Origin of the sequence: Silvimonas sp. (assembly GCF_031291215.1) — a bacterium.
Lineage (GTDB): Bacteria > Pseudomonadota > Gammaproteobacteria > Burkholderiales > Chitinibacteraceae > Silvimonas > Silvimonas soli.
On the sequence record NZ_JARLJK010000106.1, the window covers coordinates 1 to 16,019 of the forward strand.

The window sequence follows — 16,019 nt, forward strand, 5'->3', positions numbered from 1 at the left end:
AGGAACATGCGACGAACTGGATGTGGACTTACAATCACGAGCGGCCGAATATGGCGCTTGGAGGAATCACCCCGAAACAGAAGTTGGCATTAACCGAATGACTTCTACTTCTGACCCCGGTTAAAAACGGGGGGATTACCGGCTGACGGCTGGTGGGAGCGCAACGAAAACCTGTACATGACGCACTTTGCCGAGGCGGGTTTCGTTCGTGTGAACGACGATCTGCAGCCAGGTGACGTGATCCTCATGCAGGTGCGCTCGCCCCATGATGCCAACCACTCGGCGGTTTACCTGGGGGACGGGTTCATGTTGCATCACCTGTACGGGCGATTGTCGAGTCGCGATGTGTTTGGAGGGTATTGGCGGGAATGTGCGAGAGGATACGTACGTTACGCTATTTAGTGTTTCATATTTGTTACTTGCCCGAATTTTTTATAGAAATACTTTAACGTTTCGGTGCAAAATCCCCCCCCACTTATTTTTGGAGGGGAAATGAAAGAAGTGTTCGTTAAGTTAAAACAAAAATTTGATGGCGAGGTCATTGGTATGGTTTTTGGACTCCCGTTATTCTGGCTAGTCTCGGGAGTATTTATTTATTCATGGGTGAACGCCTCAGAGCAGTCCGATCTTCCATATGGTATGAAGGGTTATTTGATAATCCTAGGTACAGGCGTAGTTTTGGCGACCACTCTTGTTCTGGCGATGCTTATTCGAGTGGCCAGTGGAAGACTCATTGTTTTCATCTTGGCCGCCGAGCTTGTGGTTACGTCAATAGGTCAATATGTTGTCTGCGATGAAATATTAGAAAAGGTGGATTTTTTCAATATACAAGCAGAGGCATACCAGACTAAATATACTGATGCAATAGCAAGGTTGGCTCCAAATGGTAAAGAGCCGATGGAGAAAGACAAGAGTGAATTGGAGTTGTGGAAAAAAGGTTTTGGGATAAACATCAAAGAACGTGAGAATTATAAGAGACTAAAGAAGATACTGCACTATATCCAGAATGCGCTTTCTCTTTTCTTTGCCGCTTTCGGTGCGAGTGTAATGGCAGGGTTAGTGAGGTTTCGGGATTCGAATAAAGAAACCAAGAATAGTCAATTGGTGGCATCTTTAGAAAAAAAGCCTTTGCCGGTAGTGCAGCACGAGGCTGACCCGCCTCAAGTATATGTCGAGACCAAGAAACCACAGGCAAAAACCGAGATCCAGAAGCAGCAGGTCAATCTCCCTAAAAAGCGTAGATCGCAAAAACGTAGTAAGTAACAGTCTAAAATTATTCATTAAAGCCCGCATAAGCGGGCTTTTTCATTTGGTGCCTATGGAAACACTCAGAACCATCCGCCTGTACGGCAAGCTTGGTGCCCGGTTCGGACGTATCCATCGTCTGGCCGTGGCCAGCGCTGCAGAAGCAGTGCGCGCCTTGTCCATGTTGTTGCCCGGGTTTGAGGGCGAACTCATGAGCAGCAAGGATCGTGGGCTGGCGTACGCCGTGTTTCTCGGCAAACGCAATCTGGCGCCTGACCAGCTGCGCTATCCGGTGGGGGCCGACGAAATCCGCATTGCGCCGATCCTGCAAGGGAGCAAACGGGGCGGCATTCTGCAGACCATTCTGGGCGTGGTGCTGATCGTCGTCGGCGTCTATCTCGAAAACCCGCAGCTCGTCGGCATGGGGGTCGGCATGGTTGCTGGCGGAGTGTTGCAGATGCTCTCGCCGGTCTCGCCGGGACTGTCTACGAAGGACGGACCCGACAACGGCGCCAGTTACAACTTTAACGGGGCGGTCAACACAACGGCACAGGGCAATCCTGTGCCGTTGTTGTATGGGCGAATGATTGTCGGCTCGGCGGTGATTTCAGCCGGGATTTATGCGGAAGACCAGCAATGAAAGAGATCGTCGGTTACAAGGGCGACAGCAGCAGTACCCGCACGCCGGTTGAATCGCCCGATAGCCTGCACAGCACGGCCTACGCCAAGATTCTGGATCTGGTCTCTGAAGGCGAAATCAAAGGGCTGGCCAACGGGTTGCAGTCGGTCTTTTTTGATGAAACACCGCTCGCCAACGCCGACGGCTCACTCAATTTCGCCCGGGTGACGGTTGATACCCGCACCGGCACGCAAGACCAGACCTACATCGCTGGGTTGCCCGACGTTGAAAATGAAGTTGGCATCGGCGTGGAGCTGAAAGCATCGGTCCCGTGGACGCGCGCAGTGACCAATCTGCAGTTGTCCGCCGTGCGCATCAGGCTCTCGGTGCCACAGCTGCAGCAAAGCAACACCAGCAACGGCGATATCACCGGTTTTCGGATTGAATACCAGATGGAGGTTTCCACCGACGGTGGCGCCTATCAGGTGGCTCTCGCCACAGCCTTTGACGGCAAGACGACCAGCGAATACCAGCGCAGCCACCGCATTGATCTGCCCGCTGCACAACAGGGCTGGGTCGTGCGGGTGGTACGCACCACGCCCAACCAGAACAGCGCGACGGTGGCGGATACCACCAAGGTGGAATCCATTACTGAGGTAATCGACGCCAAGCTGCGGTACCCAATGTCAGCATTGGTATTCACCCAGTTTGATGCTGCCCAGTTCACCAACATTCCGGCTCGGGCGTTTGATCTCTACGGCCGCATTTTGCGGGTGCCATCGAATTACGACGCGGGCACCCGCAATTACTCGGGCGTCTGGGACGGCACCTTCAAGTTGGCGTGGACCGATAATCCGGCTTGGGTGTTCTACGATCTGGCGCTGAACGATCGCTATGGCCTCGGTCATCTGCTCAATATGGCGCAGGTCGACAAATGGGGGCTGTACCAGATTGCGCAGTATTGCGACCAAATGGTGCCCGATGGCAAGGGCGGGCAGGAGCCGCGCTTTACCTGCAATGTCTACATTCAGGACCGGCAGGACGCGCTCAAGGTGCTGCAGGATCTGGCGTCAGTGTTTCGCGGCGTGTCGTACTGGGCCGGTGGCGGTATTCGTTCGGTGGCCGACATGCCGTCCGACCCGGTTTACACCTATACCGCCGCCAACGTCATTGACGGCAAGTTCACCTATGCAGGCAGCTCGCGCAAAACCCGCTACACCGTCGCGCTGGTGTCGTGGAATGACCCGACCGACTTCTACCGGCAAAAGGTCGAGTATGTCGAGAATCAGGAGGGCATTGCCCGCTACGGCATCCAGCAAACGGAAATCAGCGCGTTTGGTTGCGTGTCCCAAGGCCAGGCGCAACGCGTCGGCCAGTGGGCACTGCTGACCTCACAGCTGGAAACCGGCACCGTTTCATTCAGTGTCGGGCTGGATGGCGTCCTCGCCGCTCCGGGCCAGATCGTGCGCATTGCCGACAACCATCGCGCCGGCCGCCGTATCGGTGGCCGGGTACGCATGGCCAGCGGTCGCAGTGTAACGCTGGACCGGGCGCCGGTCGTGGCCACCGGCGACAGCCTCACGGTGGTCTTGCCCAGTGGCATCAGCGAAACGCGCACCGTCTCGCTGGTCAGCGATAACATTATTACGGTCAGCACAAACTGGTCCGAAGCGATCCAGCCGGAATCGGTCTGGCTGGTGGAAAGCAGCACGTTGACCGCACCAACCTATCGGGTGACGTCGGTTACGCAAAAAGAAGGACTGACTTTTGAAGTGACGGCGGTCCAGCATGAGCCTGGCAAGTTTGCCAACATCGACACCGGAACCCGGATTGATACCCGCCCGATCACGGTGATTCCGCCCTCGGTGCAACCGCCGCCGGCCAATGTCCGGTTTTCCACCAACTCGGTGATCGACCAAGGGCTGGCGCGTACCGCGATGACCATTGCCTGGGATGCGGCCGACAAGGCCATTGCCTATCTGGTGGACTGGCGCCGCGACAACGGCGACTGGGTGTCGGTGCCGCGTACCGGCGCTTTGAATGTGGTGGTGGACGGGATATACGCGGGTGCCTATGTGGCGCGGGTGCGGGCAGTGAATGCGCTCGGCGTGATTTCGGCGCCGGCGTATTCGGTTGAAACAGCATTGACCGGCAAGACGACGCCGCCACCGGTGGTGACGTTCCTGCAGCCGCAAGCGCTGCCGATGGGGATCGAGCTGGCATGGGGTTTTCCGGAAGGGGCGCTCGATGTAGAACGCACCGAACTCTGGTACAGCCGCACGGCCAGTCGTGATGACGCCATCAAGCTGGCGGACCTGGCTTACCCGCAGTCCAAGTACACCATGATGGGGCTGGCGGCCGGCGTCTCGTTTTTCTTCTGGGCGCGGCTGGTGGACCGGTCCGGCAATATCGGTGACTGGTATCCGGACGGCAATGGCGTGAACGGCCAGAGCAGTTCCGACGCCAGCGAGATTCTGGATTACCTCGCCGGGCAGATTGGCGAAACCCAGCTCGCGCAGGATCTGCTCAAGCCGATTCAGGATGCGGCCGCGCTGGCCGGGCCGATCAATGACCGTATGGATGCATTGGCGGACCAGATGGGTGACGTGCAGCAGGATGTCACCCGGGTGGACGGCATTGTGGCGCGGTTCAGCCCGCCCATGGCTGGCGATGCCGGTTTGTTTGCTGGTGCGACGACAGTCATGGCCGGGGTGTGGTCAGAACAATATGCACGCGCATCGGCGGATCTGGCCAATGCGCAGCGCATCGATACCGTCGCCGCCTCCATTGGTGACTACAGCGCAGCGATCCAGAGCGAGACGCAAGCCCGAATCAGTGCCGATGGGGTGCTGGCCAGCCGGATTGATACCACGCTGGCGTCGCTGGGTGATACCTCGGCCACCGTGCAGCAAACATCGCAGGCACTGGCCAGTACCAACGGCAAGTTGCAGGCCATGTGGTCGGTCAAAACGCAGGTGACCGCAGATGGCCACACGTATATGGCCGGGATCGGTGTCGGGGTGGACAACGCCAGCGGCGTGATTGAATCGCAAGTGCTGATCGCTGCCGACCGCTTTGCCATCATCAATCCCAATGGCACCGGACTGGTCTCGCCGTTTGCGATCACGGGCGGTCAGGTGTTCATGAACCAAGCCTTCATTGCCGACGGCACGATCACCAACGCCAAAATCGGCAACGTGATCCAGTCGACTGCCACTGGGGCCGGCGGGGCGCCGCGCTGGTCGCTGGACAAGACTGGCACGCTGACCATGACCGGGCCGAACAATGGCGGCTGGCTGACCATCAGTGATTCGATTCTGCAGGTGTTTGATGCGAACGGCACGCTGCGCGTGCGTTTGGGGATCTGGTGATGGCGCAGGGGTTGCAAGTATTTGATGCCGGGGGCCGACTCACCGTCGATGTGACCCATCGGCTGACCAAAGTGTTTGGGGCATCAGCGGTGAGCGGCAACGGCAGTCTGGGCGTGCCCGGGATGCAAGGCAATACGCCGTTCTACTTCTTTGTTCCGAACGGCTTTTCTTTTTCATTACACGCGTACATGCCGAGCTTTACCTGGTCCGGCAATACGTTGTCCTGGAGTTACAACTATGGGTCTGATTCGCAAGCTGTGCTCGTGCCTGGCACTGTGTATTACGGCAGCTATTAGTGGCTGCGGCGGGGGAGACGACCCTGCCGTAGCCACCGGCAACACCAATCCGACGCCAGCACTGCTGGCGTTTTCTTTTGACGGGGGAAACCAGTGCATGAACGCAGGGCTGCAGGTCTTCAATAACGCCAACGTGCTACAGATCGATGCCGCATACAGCAACTTCGAATACAAGGGCAAATACACGGTAGCGCTGACTTCGCCCGGGGCCAGCCAGAACCCGGCCGGATCGCTCACCACGCCCGGCTATGCCAATGAGGTGCTGGCCATCGGCGGCAGTGCCAGTCCGGTAGCGTTGACGGGTCGTAGCGGCAATACCTGGACGTTTGAGGCGCCGCCAGTCGGTGCCACCGTCGCCAGCAACCAGAGCGTCACGGTGTACCTCTACGCAAAGGCCGATACCGCATTACCCGCGCACGGCACCGGGCTGGTCGTGCTCGATGCCAGTGGCGCCGTGACCTACAACTCGGCGCTGCAGTACATGAAAGTGGTCTGGGGTGGCCGGGTTCCGGATTCCAGCGGGACCGATGTGCCTGGGCTCACCCAGTCCGGGCTGGCCGCAGGCAACTATGCCGCGCTGCTGTGCAGTTACCGGTACGGCTGGTTCGGCGTCAATGACAGTGCCAATAACCGCACACTCGCGTTGAAGACGCAGGATGCGGTGCAGGTGTCGGCCAATGGCGGCAGCGTGCAGCTGCTGCGAGATATCCTGGTCAGCGGCACTACGGGTGGCGGCCAGATCGGCTATCACATCAACCAGCGCGCTGGCGGAGACCTCGTGCTGATCGACGTCAGCAACCTGTAGCTGCGCGAACCACCGCTTATTAACCCCGCCGCGAGCGGGATTTTTTACGCCTTGAGGAGGGCGGAATGCCAGAAGAAATCCCGGAATCCACCCTGAATACCCTGCTGGAAGAAATCCGGCGGCTCAATGCCAAGGTGGATGAAAACACCCGGATAACCAGCGAGATCCGCGACGGTTTCCCGGGTGGCGATGCCGATGGTCACCGGCGCTATCACGAAGAGGTGATCGAGCAGATGGCCGAGCACCGCAAGCTGCGCAAGGAATTGATCACGCATCTTGTGAAAACCAGTACCTGGGTTGCGCTGTCCGGCGCTGCCTGGACCATGTGGAAAGCCCTGCAGTCAGGGTTGTTCCTGAAATAACCAGAGGCCGCATGGTGCGGCCCGTTACTTTTTGTGGGGTTGGTATATGAAAGACTTTCTGATGCGCTGCTGGCGCGATATCAAAGGCGATCTGCAGCGCAGCGGCTGGTTGCTGGCCGTGGTGCTCTTGGCGGCTGCATCGCTCCATTTCGTCAGCTGGCATGGACTGCCGGGTGACATGCTGTCGGTGGTGGCATTCGAGCTGGTGTGCGTGGTGTTGCTGGCTCACGTACTGCGCCGCATCGCTTTGCCGGGCTTCCAGCTCGGTGCCGCGTTGCGTCGCGCGGTCGAAGAAGGAAACATCGCGGCCGCGCTGGCCAGTGGCGCCGTGCTGGCATTCATGGCGGTGCTGATCTGGGCGTTGGTGGCCTTGCTGTCGCCGGCGCAGGCAGCAGAGCTGCCTGAAAACGCCAAACGCAACTTGCCGGTATTGCTGCAGGAACAGGCGATGTTCTGGCCGGATGTGCCATACCGGTCTGCGCTAGCTGCGCAGGTGGAGCAGGAAACCTGCACCAGCCTGAAATCGCGCCAGTGCTGGTCCGAACATGCCGAACTGAAAACAAGTCGGGAGTACGGTGTCGGCCTTGGGCAATGTACGAAAACGGCAAGATTCGACTGCATGGCCGAGCTGAAAAAGCGCTACGCGCAACAACTGGTGGGCTGGTCATGGCAAAACCCGTATCAGGCCAGCTATCAGGCCCGCGCGCTGGTGCTGCAGGACAGGGCGCTGTTTACCGGTGTGCGGGGTTCCGCCAATCCGTATGAGCGCACCGCCATGATGCTGAACGGCTATAACGCCGGTCCCGGCACGCTGGCCAGTCGCCGTGCCATTTGTGCAGCCCGGGCCGGGTGCGATCCCTCGCGCTGGTTCGGTCACGTCGAAACAGCGGTGAACCACCCGCAAAAGGTGGCCCAAGGCTACGGCCAGAGTTTCCAGCAGATCGCGACGCAGTATCCGCGCAACGTGCTGGAAGTACGGCGCCCGCGTTATGTCTTTCTGGATCGGGGGTAAGCCATGATCTGGATCCGTAATTTGATAGTGACTGTGATCGTTGTGCTGTTCGCCCCGTTCATTGCGTTGTTTGCACGGCCCGATGCCACATTGCCGGTCTGGCTGGCGTGGGCAAGCACCAATGACAGCAACCTGGACGGGATCGGCACGGGTGGGGACAAGCAGTTTGCCGCCCTGCGCGCCGACACCATTCCCTATTGGCGGCACGTGCTCTGGCTCTGGCGCAACCCGGGGCAGGCGTATTCAGACTCGGTCGGCTTTGTGCCAATGCCGGGTGCAACCCAGACCCTGCGGGGTACGCTGCCCTTCGGTGGTGGAGAAGCGGTGGCGGGGTGGTTCTATGCCACGGTCATCAATCCAGATGGCAGCTGCGGCTGGCAGTTTTACAAAGTGATTCACCTGACCAGCAAACATTGCCTGCGGATCGATTGGGGCTGGAAGCTGTGGTCATGGAAGCCGGGCGAATCGTGCCAGGTGGTCAATTCAGTGTCGCCGTGGATGAGCTACAGCGCACCGGCAAAGGAGGTGGCATGAGCCTGACTGATACGTTTATCCCGCCGTGGGCCAGATGGCTGGCCACAGCAGCATTGGTGGCCGCTTTTGCGGCCGTTTTTTATTTCTGGGGCATGCAGGACGCGGATATCCGGCATGACTTGAAAGACGCCAGACGCGATGCCCAGGAAGCGTCTGCAGTCGCAGCCATCACAGCTAGATATCGCCGCAAGGAACAACAGTGGCAGGCCAGCAGTGCTGCCAATGATGCGGCCGCACACAAGGAAACAAAAGATGCACAAGACAAGCTGGCTTCTTTGCAGCGGACTATTGATCGTGGCGCTGTGCGGGTGTTCGTCCCCGCCCGTTGTAGTGCCGCTGCCGGATCCACCCAAACGGCCAGCGCCGTCAGCGGAACTGATGGAGCCGGAACAGCCGAATTATCTCCAGCGTTTGCGAGCGCTTTGGCAGGAATCGCCGGTGACGCTGACCGGCTCGCCATCAAGATAAGTCACTTACAGGACTATATACAGTTGGTCTGCCTTGTGAATTGAAGATTGTGGGCACCAAAGATATTGGTGTCCAGCCCAAGAGCTTTATGGAACGTGGTGGGTATATATATTCCAGAGACTGTATCCCTGAGTGATAATTGACAGAAGAGCAAAGGCAATTGGGATTAGTGCATCAAAAACAAGCCATCGCACATTTTGCTGGGTGGCGAAATATTCGAATTTTTTATCGAATCTTTCAAGGGATGCAGGAATGCGTTCACTATCTAGGATGTTGTGCAATTTGGAAATTGAATCAATTATTCCTGTGTAGATGCCAACCCAATGCTGAGGGATGTTTGCAGTTTCAGCGTGGGGAGATTGAAAATCTTGACTTTCTAAATTAGAAACTAATTTATCGCGTGCTATTGCTAGGTCTGCAATGGCACTGTTAAGGGCAAACGATTTGTTTTTCCACCAATTGTAAAGAGTGGATTGCCGTGGCTCTGCCGGGTAGTCTAAAAGTTCGCTTCCGTAAGTTGCGGCAGTCGTAAAGGCTGTTCTTGTTCCGGTTAACCGGAGGCACCATTCACTGTAATGGCTTAGGGTAAGCCAAGTGAAGTGAATTGTCGTGTAAGTGAGGAGGGTTATTAATGCCTCAGAAATGGTTTTTTGGGTTAATCCTTCTACTGTCACTCCCGAAAATGAAATACTAGTACTTATTTTTAACTTGAAAAAAAATATGAAGGAAGCAACGAAAGATATGGCGAGAAGATTTCTCTTTGCCTTGATTGCTTCGTCGCCTAGTTCCAACGAAAAAGGCTTTCCGAGCAATTCCTTAACGGCATCAATGCGCGTCTGTTTGTTTTTTTCGATGTCAGTAATTACTTGTTTACTCAATTTGACCGCCTTTTTTTTAAGTGTTCTCGGGCTCAGATGCTGATTCCCAACGCAAGGAGAGCATTTTGCAACGCAGTATAGGCTCCTGGTGCAGCGGAAACTGTTTGAACGGTCTGAGCCAAGATATCGAAAAAACCTCTCAGTTTTGTATTGTTAGGTTTTTCCTTCCCAATTTCCTCTAATGCTTCGTTTGCAACCGCAATGGTCTCTTCTTTTGTTGTATTCGTTAATTGATCTGATGATTCAACGTGTTCAATAACGAGCTTGATAGCTTTAACTATTTGATCGCGATCTTCCTGGGCGAGGTTTTGGACAATACTTGCGCTGGCATGCGCCCCGGTTTGCACCGCCCCAACTGCTCCATAAAAAATATAACTTGTGCCTTCTGCCGGACTTACTTCAATGCATTGTTTTTTTGTCACACTATCCACGTACAGATCAATCTCCAGTTCGTGTGTTTGCAACGAGTCTTGTGCGGCCTCTACGAGGCTGACACTCACATTCTGCGGACGATCCCTTGTTGCAGCTTCCAGCCTAGGCGATAGGTCGTGAAGTGCACGGTCTATCGAGCTACGGATAATGGTTTTTAGCTCCTCCCGCGACTCTCCCTGAATCACCTCTCCGTTGTTATTTATGACCCGGTGCATCGCCTGCCACGTGGCGCGTATTCTTGTTTTAAGTGAGTTTGCGTATTGCTTCTGTACAAACATGATATACGCGCCACTTCGGTACTGGCCGTTTGCATTCATCTCTGCGGCTAATTTCCCGATCTCTTGGTTTAATTGGTCGTCAATTTTCTGAGTCTCAAGTTCGCAAAGGCGAGTGAATCGGTCCATTACCAAGGCTGATAGCATTCGTATTTATCCATGCGTTTAGGTCGGAAATATTAGCGGTCCATATGCCCACGGTTGCACAGGTTGGTGCTCATTGTGCCATATCAAGTGGATGATTTTCGATAGCGCCCTTCGCTTTGCCCCGTCATTTGCTCAGAGGGAAACGATTTTAAATAGGCATATGCAAGTTCTGGATTGGAGCAGGTTAGCCAACCGGAATAATCGTAAGGTGAAACAATAACCAATGATCGCTTTTCATCCCCTGGTTTATGCATACGCTTCATTAACGGATGGTCGTCTGCATTGATGGTCAGCTGCGTGAATGAGTAGGAAACTCGGTCATCTGCTTCTTTCCAGGCACGGATCAGACCCGCTACCGCGAAGGATGAATCGTCGGCCATCCCAATGCGCCATTGCTCTGCGTGACCAGTTTCATAGCAAGGCTCATAGAAAGCCCGCATCGGTACCAGGCAAAGCTGCGAGCGGTTCCACGCATCCCGGTAAGTTTTCTTTTCCGCGACGGTTTCTGATCGCGCATTCATGGTGGTGTATCGAACGCCCGGTGGCATCCTAGTTTTCGGAATCATGCCGTAGCTGGCGACGACTACATGCGGGCCGTGGCCACGATCCACGATCACCGGGGCACGGTAGTCCTGCCAGACGTCGTCTGGCCAGTCGTCTTCTTCAGGTGCCTGGATACCAAAGTCAGCCTCAAACTTGGCATTGGGTTCTGCGTGATAGTGTACGCACATCGGCTCGGCTTCCATGTTGTAGAACGTTCGTTCTATACTCGGTTCGTCTCGTAATCCACTGCACCGACATCATGATTTCTTTACTGCATGGCCCGCAGGCCGCCAGCCCATTCCCGCCTGCTTGTCTCGTTCCTCTGGTGGGTACCCGTGTACCTGCCGGGTTTCCAAGCCCGGCGGATGATTGGGCGGAGGATCGCGTCGACTTGAACCAGCGGTACATCCAGCACCCGGAAGCCACCTTCTTTTTTACCGTGGGCGGTGACAGCATGACCGGGCCAGATCCGGCGCGCTCGATCCCGGATGGTGCAACACTGATCGTAGACCGCGCGATTGAAGCTAGCCACGACAGCGTAGTGGTGGCGGTCATCGATGGCGACTTTACCGTGAAGCGCCTGTTTAATCGGGCGGGCCGGGTAGCCCTGATTCCGGAGAACCCAGCCTATCCGGTAATCAAACTGGGGGAGGGGCAGGAGTTGTCCGTCTGGGGCGTCGTTACTGCCTGGTTGCTGGTCGCAAAATGAGCCCGTTCGCCCTTGTTGACGTGAATAACTTCTACGTCAGTTGCCAGCGCATCTTCGAGCCGAAGCTCGAAGGGGTACCGGTGCTTGTGCTGTCGAACAATGACGGCTGCGCCATCGCCCGCAGTGCAGAAGTGAAGGCGCTAGGCATCAAGATGGGCGCGCCTTGGCACCAGATGCAGGACATGGTGCGCCAGCATGGCATTGTCGCCCGCAGCAGCAATTACGCGCTGTACGCCGATATGAGCAACCGGGTAATGGCGATCCTTCGCGAATTCAGCCCGCACCAGGAGATTTACAGCATTGATGAATGCTTTCTGGGTCTGGGTGGCATTCACGGCGATCTGATCGATTACGGCCAGCAGATCCGCCACCGTGTGCTGCAGTGGACCGGCCTGCCGGTGTGTGTGGGCATTGGCCCGACCAAGACGCTGGCCAAGCTGGCCAATCATCTCGCGAAAAAGCGGCCGGAATTTGCCGGTGTATGCGACTGGAGCCACATCGAGCGCGACCGGCAACGCGCCATCATGGCCGAGCTGCCGCTCGATGAGGTGTGGGGCGTTGGCCCGCGTATTGCCAAGCGCCTGCAGGAGGATGGGATCACCAATGTGGCGGCATTGACTGCGTGCGATCCGGAAAACATCCGCCAGCGTTACAGCGTCGTGCTGCAGCGGACAGTACTGGAACTGCGTGGCGTGCTGGCCATCCACCTGGCGCAGGAAACAGAAGACAAACAACAAATCCGGTGCGCCCGCGCCTTCGGCCATCCGGTCCATTCACTGGAAGCGCTCGGCGAAGCGGTGAGTGTGTATGCCGCCCGCACCGCCGAAAAGCTGCGCCGCCAGAAATCCATTGCGGCGGGTATCTCGGTCTTTATTCAGACCAACGCATTCAAGCCGCATGATCCGCAGTACGCCAAGCACGTGGCCATCGCGCTGGACCCGGAAACCGACGACACGATCCAGATCACCCGCTACGCGCTCTGGATACTCAAACGCATTTATCGCCCCGGCTTCAGCTACGCCAAAGCAGGTGTAATGCTCACCGGCCTGCAACCGAGTGGGACCGCCCAGGCGCACCTGTTCCGCAACGATCCTGATCTGACGACCCGTACTGCACTCAATGACACGATGGACCTGATCAACGCACGCTGGGGCAGAGGTGCCATCCGCATGGCCAGCGCCGGTACCGAACAGGACTGGAGGATGCGGCAGAACCACCTTTCACCGGCATGGACGACGCGATGGACCGACATGCCGATAGCGAGGTGAAGATGCGGGTGGTGGTTTATCAACTGCGCCAGGACGGCAAGCGGGTCGAGGAGGGAACGCATCTTGATCGGCCCGTGACCGGCCTGTTGAGCATGGCCTCGACGGAAACAGTGAATTACCACGGGCATATGCTGCAGATCGGCACTCGCGGCCCCCGCAATGGGCAATTTGATCATGTGGTGCCGCCGTTGTATGAGCCCAAGCTGGTAGACATGCGGGAAAGGTCAGGCAAGTGGCGGATGCGGTTTATCGGATTTCAGGCCGGAAAAGATGGTGCCGGGGTGGTGCAAGAGTGGTTGTGTGAGATAGGTTAAACGTAACGCTTTTGAGGAGTACAAGATCATGGAAGTTGATATTGGTACTGAAGTAGAACTGTCGAAAGTGGAGTTTGACGGATACGAAAACACAAGTGTTCAGTTGCCATGCGACATTTGTGGTGCGGAAACGGAACACAAAATAGTAAAGGCAGTGGGGTTCGCCTTGGTTGAAAGTACTGGCTATTGCGCCCAGGAGCGATACCACCAAATCTGCCAATGTTCCCAGTGCGCTGCCATTGTGTTCAGGACAGCAGAAGGCAATGACGAAATATTCGAGGAGTACGCCCCCGGAGAGAATCGCCCGGCACCTTATGCGGAGGAGTTGTGGCCGCCCCGGGTGCTTAAATCAGAACTGATCCCAAACTTGGGCAAGCTGCCTCCTTATGTGGCCGCGCTCTACCGCAATGCTGCTGTTCAATTACGCACCGGCAACATAACCATGGCGGTACTCACACTCAACACAGTGCTTGAACTGGTCTGGAAGCACACGCGCACGCCTGGGCTAGCCCTTGGCGACTGCGTGAACGACTGGGTAGCGAAACAGTGGCTGACAGAACAAGAGGGAAGCCAGGTCAAACAACTGATGGAGCATCAGGCCGAGCTGGCCCAAGGCAAAACAGTGCCAAATCAGCTGAAGGCGTCTGCCGCGTTTGACTTGGTCGAGTTGTTGTTGCAACGGGTTTATCTCGGCGTGGAAAACCCATCGAGCAGTGTCGATCTGGCGATAGAAAAGGCTCTTGAAGAACGTGGTCTATCCACTGGTTCGTAACCAGCCGGCATCAGGTTTTTGTGGTGGGTTGCGGAGACAGTTGCGGAGATGCGGAGACAACGCATTGATCCTGCCCCGAAAGACGCAAAGCCGAAAAACAATAAAGCCCTGAATAATCAGGGCTTTATTGTTGAATCTGGCGGAGGCTGTGAGATTCGAACTCACGGAGGACTCGCATCCTCGGCAGTTTTCAAGACTGCTGGTTTAAACCACTCACCCAAACCTCCACGGGCGACCTTGGTCGCTGCAAGGCGCGTATTCTAACGGGAAACCGCCAATCCGGGTAGGGGGCAAGCAGCGGTTAACTGCAAGTTATTCACCAGCCCCTGCGCAATCATCCTCAAACCACTACTTTTTCCAGCACCGCAAAACGCACCAGGGTGGCGTGGCTGCTTTGTTCGATGGCCGGTGTGAGCTTGACGCGCCAGGCTTTGCCTTGTGCGGCCAACTGGAACTCGCGGTCCTGGGCAAAGTGGCTTTCCGGCAAGATCAAAAAGCGGCCATGGTTGGGGTTGATGCTGTCTGGGGCATACACGGCGGTAATGCTGCGCCCGCTCGGTAACGGAGTGAGTTCAACTGTGACCGGCGTTTGCGTTAATGCTTCCACGCCTACTTGAACGTCGCCGTCACGGGTTTTGTTCAGGCGCCGCACGATGCCAATGGTGAACGGCTTGTTGCCAAAACCGGCCACGCAGAGGATTTCGCCGACCTGTAGCTTGTCGTCATCCACCGCGCGGTAGCTCAGCGCCAGGCCGCCGGTACTTTCATTTTCGACTGACCAGCGCAACAGCGGCAGACCATCTTCCGGACGCTGCCCGCGCAAGAAGGCGGCGATATGATCAAGCCCGCGTACCACGCTGATTTTCTTTTCGGCAGTGCGGCGTTCCTGTTTACGGATCGGTTGCGGAATATCTTGCGACCACAGGTTGATCAGCGTTTGCAGCAGTGCCAGGTTGCCGGGTGATCCGGCTTCGGCTTGCAAGCTCAGGCTTAGCGGATTGGCGCCCGCCTGCAGTTGATCACGAATTTCTTCCATATGCCGCACCAACGCTTCGGTACCCCAATAGCGCCAGTTATCGCCAACCATGTCGCGCCGCAGGCGTTTGGGTGGGGTAGAACCAGCGCCGTTCACGGCAAACAATTGGTAGTGCGGGCGAATCTGCTTTTCGATCTGCAACAAGCCAGTCCAGCGACCCAGCCATAGCGCTACGGTTTCGATTTGTACCGGCTGCAGCTTGTCGGGTGTGGCCAAGGCCAGCATCAAGGTTTGCAGGTACTCGCTGCGCACGTCGGTCAGCGGAGCGTTGTCCCAGGCCGCCAGTGGCGTGTCGGTAAAGTTGCCTTCTTCGGCATATAGATAAAGCTTATGCAGATTGCGCCAGGCGTTGGGCTCTACATCCAGATAGCGCAACCAGCACCATTTGGCATGCGCGCCGTAGTACGTGATGGCGCGCAGCGTAAACATATGGATGGCTTTATCCAGCCCGCGTCCGCCGCTTTGCAGGGCTTGTTTGACGCAGATGCGATAGGCATCGCCCATTTCGCGCCAGAAGGCGAGCATGGTCGGCAAAACCTGTTGCGGGCTGGCTTTGTCGTCCAGGATATTGCCTTCACAGATATCCACCAAATGGCGCTGTAGCGAGCGGGCTTTTTCGTCCAGATAGGGTACGGCACGGCTGCGTTCTTTGAACGAAATTTCCGGGTTGGTATTGAGCTGGCGCAGCGCTTTGACGATCTCGATCTGCGCTTGCAGGATGTCGCTTTCTGGCAACTCCGCCATCATTAGCGTGGCTGATTTGAAGTCACGCACGCCCTCGTCCAGGCGTTGCGTGAACAGAGCGCTGACCAAGCCTTTGAAATCGAACATATGCTTTGCCTGTCATGAACCGGCCAGCGCTGAGAGCGAGTCGCGCGTCAGCGAGCCTACTGTTTGGGGATAATTGTGCCGGTGCGGGATTTTGTGATTTCT

Annotated in this window: 18 protein-coding genes and 1 tRNA gene; 14 read left to right on the plus strand and 5 right to left on the minus strand. The window is 56.6% G+C overall.

From position 1 onward, the window contains the following. Positions 1 to 177: 177 nt before the first annotated feature. The 10 genes from P4L78_RS22930 (at position 178) to P4L78_RS10745 (ending at position 8,756) form a co-directional block, all read left to right on the plus strand. Positions 178 to 402 (plus strand): NlpC/P60 family protein, encoded by a 225-nt coding sequence (locus P4L78_RS22930; protein WP_405051537.1) that lies wholly within the window; start codon positions 178 to 180, stop codon positions 400 to 402. A 90-nt stretch (positions 403 to 492) separates the two neighbouring features. Beyond that, positions 493 to 1,263, plus strand: a complete 771-nt coding sequence (locus P4L78_RS10705) for a hypothetical protein (RefSeq protein ID WP_309328057.1) — start codon at positions 493 to 495, stop codon at positions 1,261 to 1,263. A gap of 55 nt (positions 1,264 to 1,318) precedes the next feature. Next, positions 1,319 to 1,885, plus strand: coding sequence for a tail assembly protein (locus P4L78_RS10710; protein ID WP_309328058.1), 567 nt, complete (start codon positions 1,319 to 1,321; stop codon positions 1,883 to 1,885). Further along, positions 1,882 to 5,235: a host specificity protein J gene (locus tag P4L78_RS10715; RefSeq protein ID WP_309328060.1), complete on the plus strand. Its 3,354-nt coding sequence runs from the start codon at positions 1,882 to 1,884 to the stop codon at positions 5,233 to 5,235. Before P4L78_RS10710 ends, P4L78_RS10715 begins: the two co-directional genes overlap by 4 nt. Beyond that, positions 5,235 to 5,531: a hypothetical protein gene (locus tag P4L78_RS10720; protein ID WP_309328061.1), complete on the plus strand. Its 297-nt coding sequence runs from the start codon at positions 5,235 to 5,237 to the stop codon at positions 5,529 to 5,531. Before P4L78_RS10715 ends, P4L78_RS10720 begins: the two co-directional genes overlap by 1 nt. A gap of 97 nt (positions 5,532 to 5,628) precedes the next feature. Next, the gene (locus P4L78_RS10725; RefSeq protein WP_309328063.1) at positions 5,629 to 6,336 is read left to right on the plus strand and encodes a hypothetical protein; all 708 of its coding nucleotides are present in this window, start codon (positions 5,629 to 5,631) and stop codon (positions 6,334 to 6,336) included. 65 nt (positions 6,337 to 6,401) lie between these two features. Then, complete coding sequence (locus P4L78_RS10730) at positions 6,402 to 6,698, plus strand: hypothetical protein (RefSeq protein WP_309328064.1); 297 nt, start codon at positions 6,402 to 6,404, stop codon at positions 6,696 to 6,698. Between the two features lie 46 nt (positions 6,699 to 6,744). Beyond that, positions 6,745 to 7,710: a hypothetical protein gene (locus P4L78_RS10735; RefSeq protein ID WP_309328066.1), complete on the plus strand. Its 966-nt coding sequence runs from the start codon at positions 6,745 to 6,747 to the stop codon at positions 7,708 to 7,710. 3 nt (positions 7,711 to 7,713) lie between these two features. Beyond that, positions 7,714 to 8,244: a hypothetical protein gene (locus tag P4L78_RS10740; RefSeq protein ID WP_309328068.1), complete on the plus strand. Its 531-nt coding sequence runs from the start codon at positions 7,714 to 7,716 to the stop codon at positions 8,242 to 8,244. Continuing rightward, entirely contained in the window at positions 8,241 to 8,756 is a 516-nt protein-coding gene (locus P4L78_RS10745) for a lysis system i-spanin subunit Rz (protein ID WP_309328069.1), read from the plus strand. The genes P4L78_RS10740 and P4L78_RS10745 overlap by 4 nt, the downstream gene beginning before the upstream one ends. A 42-nt stretch (positions 8,757 to 8,798) precedes the next feature. Here P4L78_RS10745 and P4L78_RS10750 read toward each other — a convergent pair whose 3' ends face one another. From P4L78_RS10750 to P4L78_RS10760, 3 genes are all read right to left on the minus strand, one after another. Continuing rightward, complete coding sequence (locus P4L78_RS10750; RefSeq protein WP_309328070.1) at positions 8,799 to 9,590, minus strand: hypothetical protein; 792 nt, start codon at positions 9,588 to 9,590, stop codon at positions 8,799 to 8,801. A 32-nt stretch (positions 9,591 to 9,622) separates the two neighbouring features. After that, entirely contained in the window at positions 9,623 to 10,444 is an 822-nt protein-coding gene (locus P4L78_RS10755; RefSeq protein ID WP_309328072.1) for a hypothetical protein, read from the minus strand. Positions 10,445 to 10,527: 83 nt separating this feature from the next. After that, positions 10,528 to 11,190 (minus strand): SOS response-associated peptidase family protein, encoded by a 663-nt coding sequence (locus P4L78_RS10760; RefSeq protein WP_309328073.1) that lies wholly within the window; start codon positions 11,188 to 11,190, stop codon positions 10,528 to 10,530. Between the two features lie 56 nt (positions 11,191 to 11,246). Between P4L78_RS10760 and P4L78_RS10765 the strand changes: the two genes are divergently transcribed. The 4 genes from P4L78_RS10765 to P4L78_RS10780 are packed head-to-tail and all read left to right on the plus strand — an operon-like array spanning position 11,247 to position 14,050. Continuing rightward, a complete protein-coding gene (locus P4L78_RS10765) occupies positions 11,247 to 11,696 on the plus strand; it encodes a translesion error-prone DNA polymerase V autoproteolytic subunit (protein ID WP_309328075.1) in 450 nt (149 codons plus the stop codon). Then, positions 11,693 to 12,964 carry a Y-family DNA polymerase gene (locus tag P4L78_RS10770; RefSeq protein ID WP_309328076.1) on the plus strand — a complete coding sequence of 424 codons (1,272 nt, stop codon included), beginning with the start codon at positions 11,693 to 11,695 and terminating at the stop codon, positions 12,962 to 12,964. The genes P4L78_RS10765 and P4L78_RS10770 overlap by 4 nt, the downstream gene beginning before the upstream one ends. Beyond that, positions 12,937 to 13,278, plus strand: coding sequence for a hypothetical protein (locus P4L78_RS10775; RefSeq protein ID WP_309328077.1), 342 nt, complete (start codon positions 12,937 to 12,939; stop codon positions 13,276 to 13,278). Before P4L78_RS10770 ends, P4L78_RS10775 begins: the two co-directional genes overlap by 28 nt. 28 nt (positions 13,279 to 13,306) lie before the next feature. Continuing rightward, the gene (locus P4L78_RS10780; protein ID WP_309328079.1) at positions 13,307 to 14,050 is read left to right on the plus strand and encodes a hypothetical protein; all 744 of its coding nucleotides are present in this window, start codon (positions 13,307 to 13,309) and stop codon (positions 14,048 to 14,050) included. A 137-nt stretch (positions 14,051 to 14,187) separates the two neighbouring features. Here the strand turns inward: P4L78_RS10780 and P4L78_RS10785 are convergent. Then, positions 14,188 to 14,277: transfer RNA gene (locus P4L78_RS10785), tRNA-Ser, on the minus strand. A gap of 113 nt (positions 14,278 to 14,390) precedes the next feature. Next, complete coding sequence (locus P4L78_RS10790; RefSeq protein ID WP_309328081.1) at positions 14,391 to 15,917, minus strand: hypothetical protein; 1,527 nt, start codon at positions 15,915 to 15,917, stop codon at positions 14,391 to 14,393. Positions 15,918 to 16,019 lie beyond the last annotated feature (102 nt).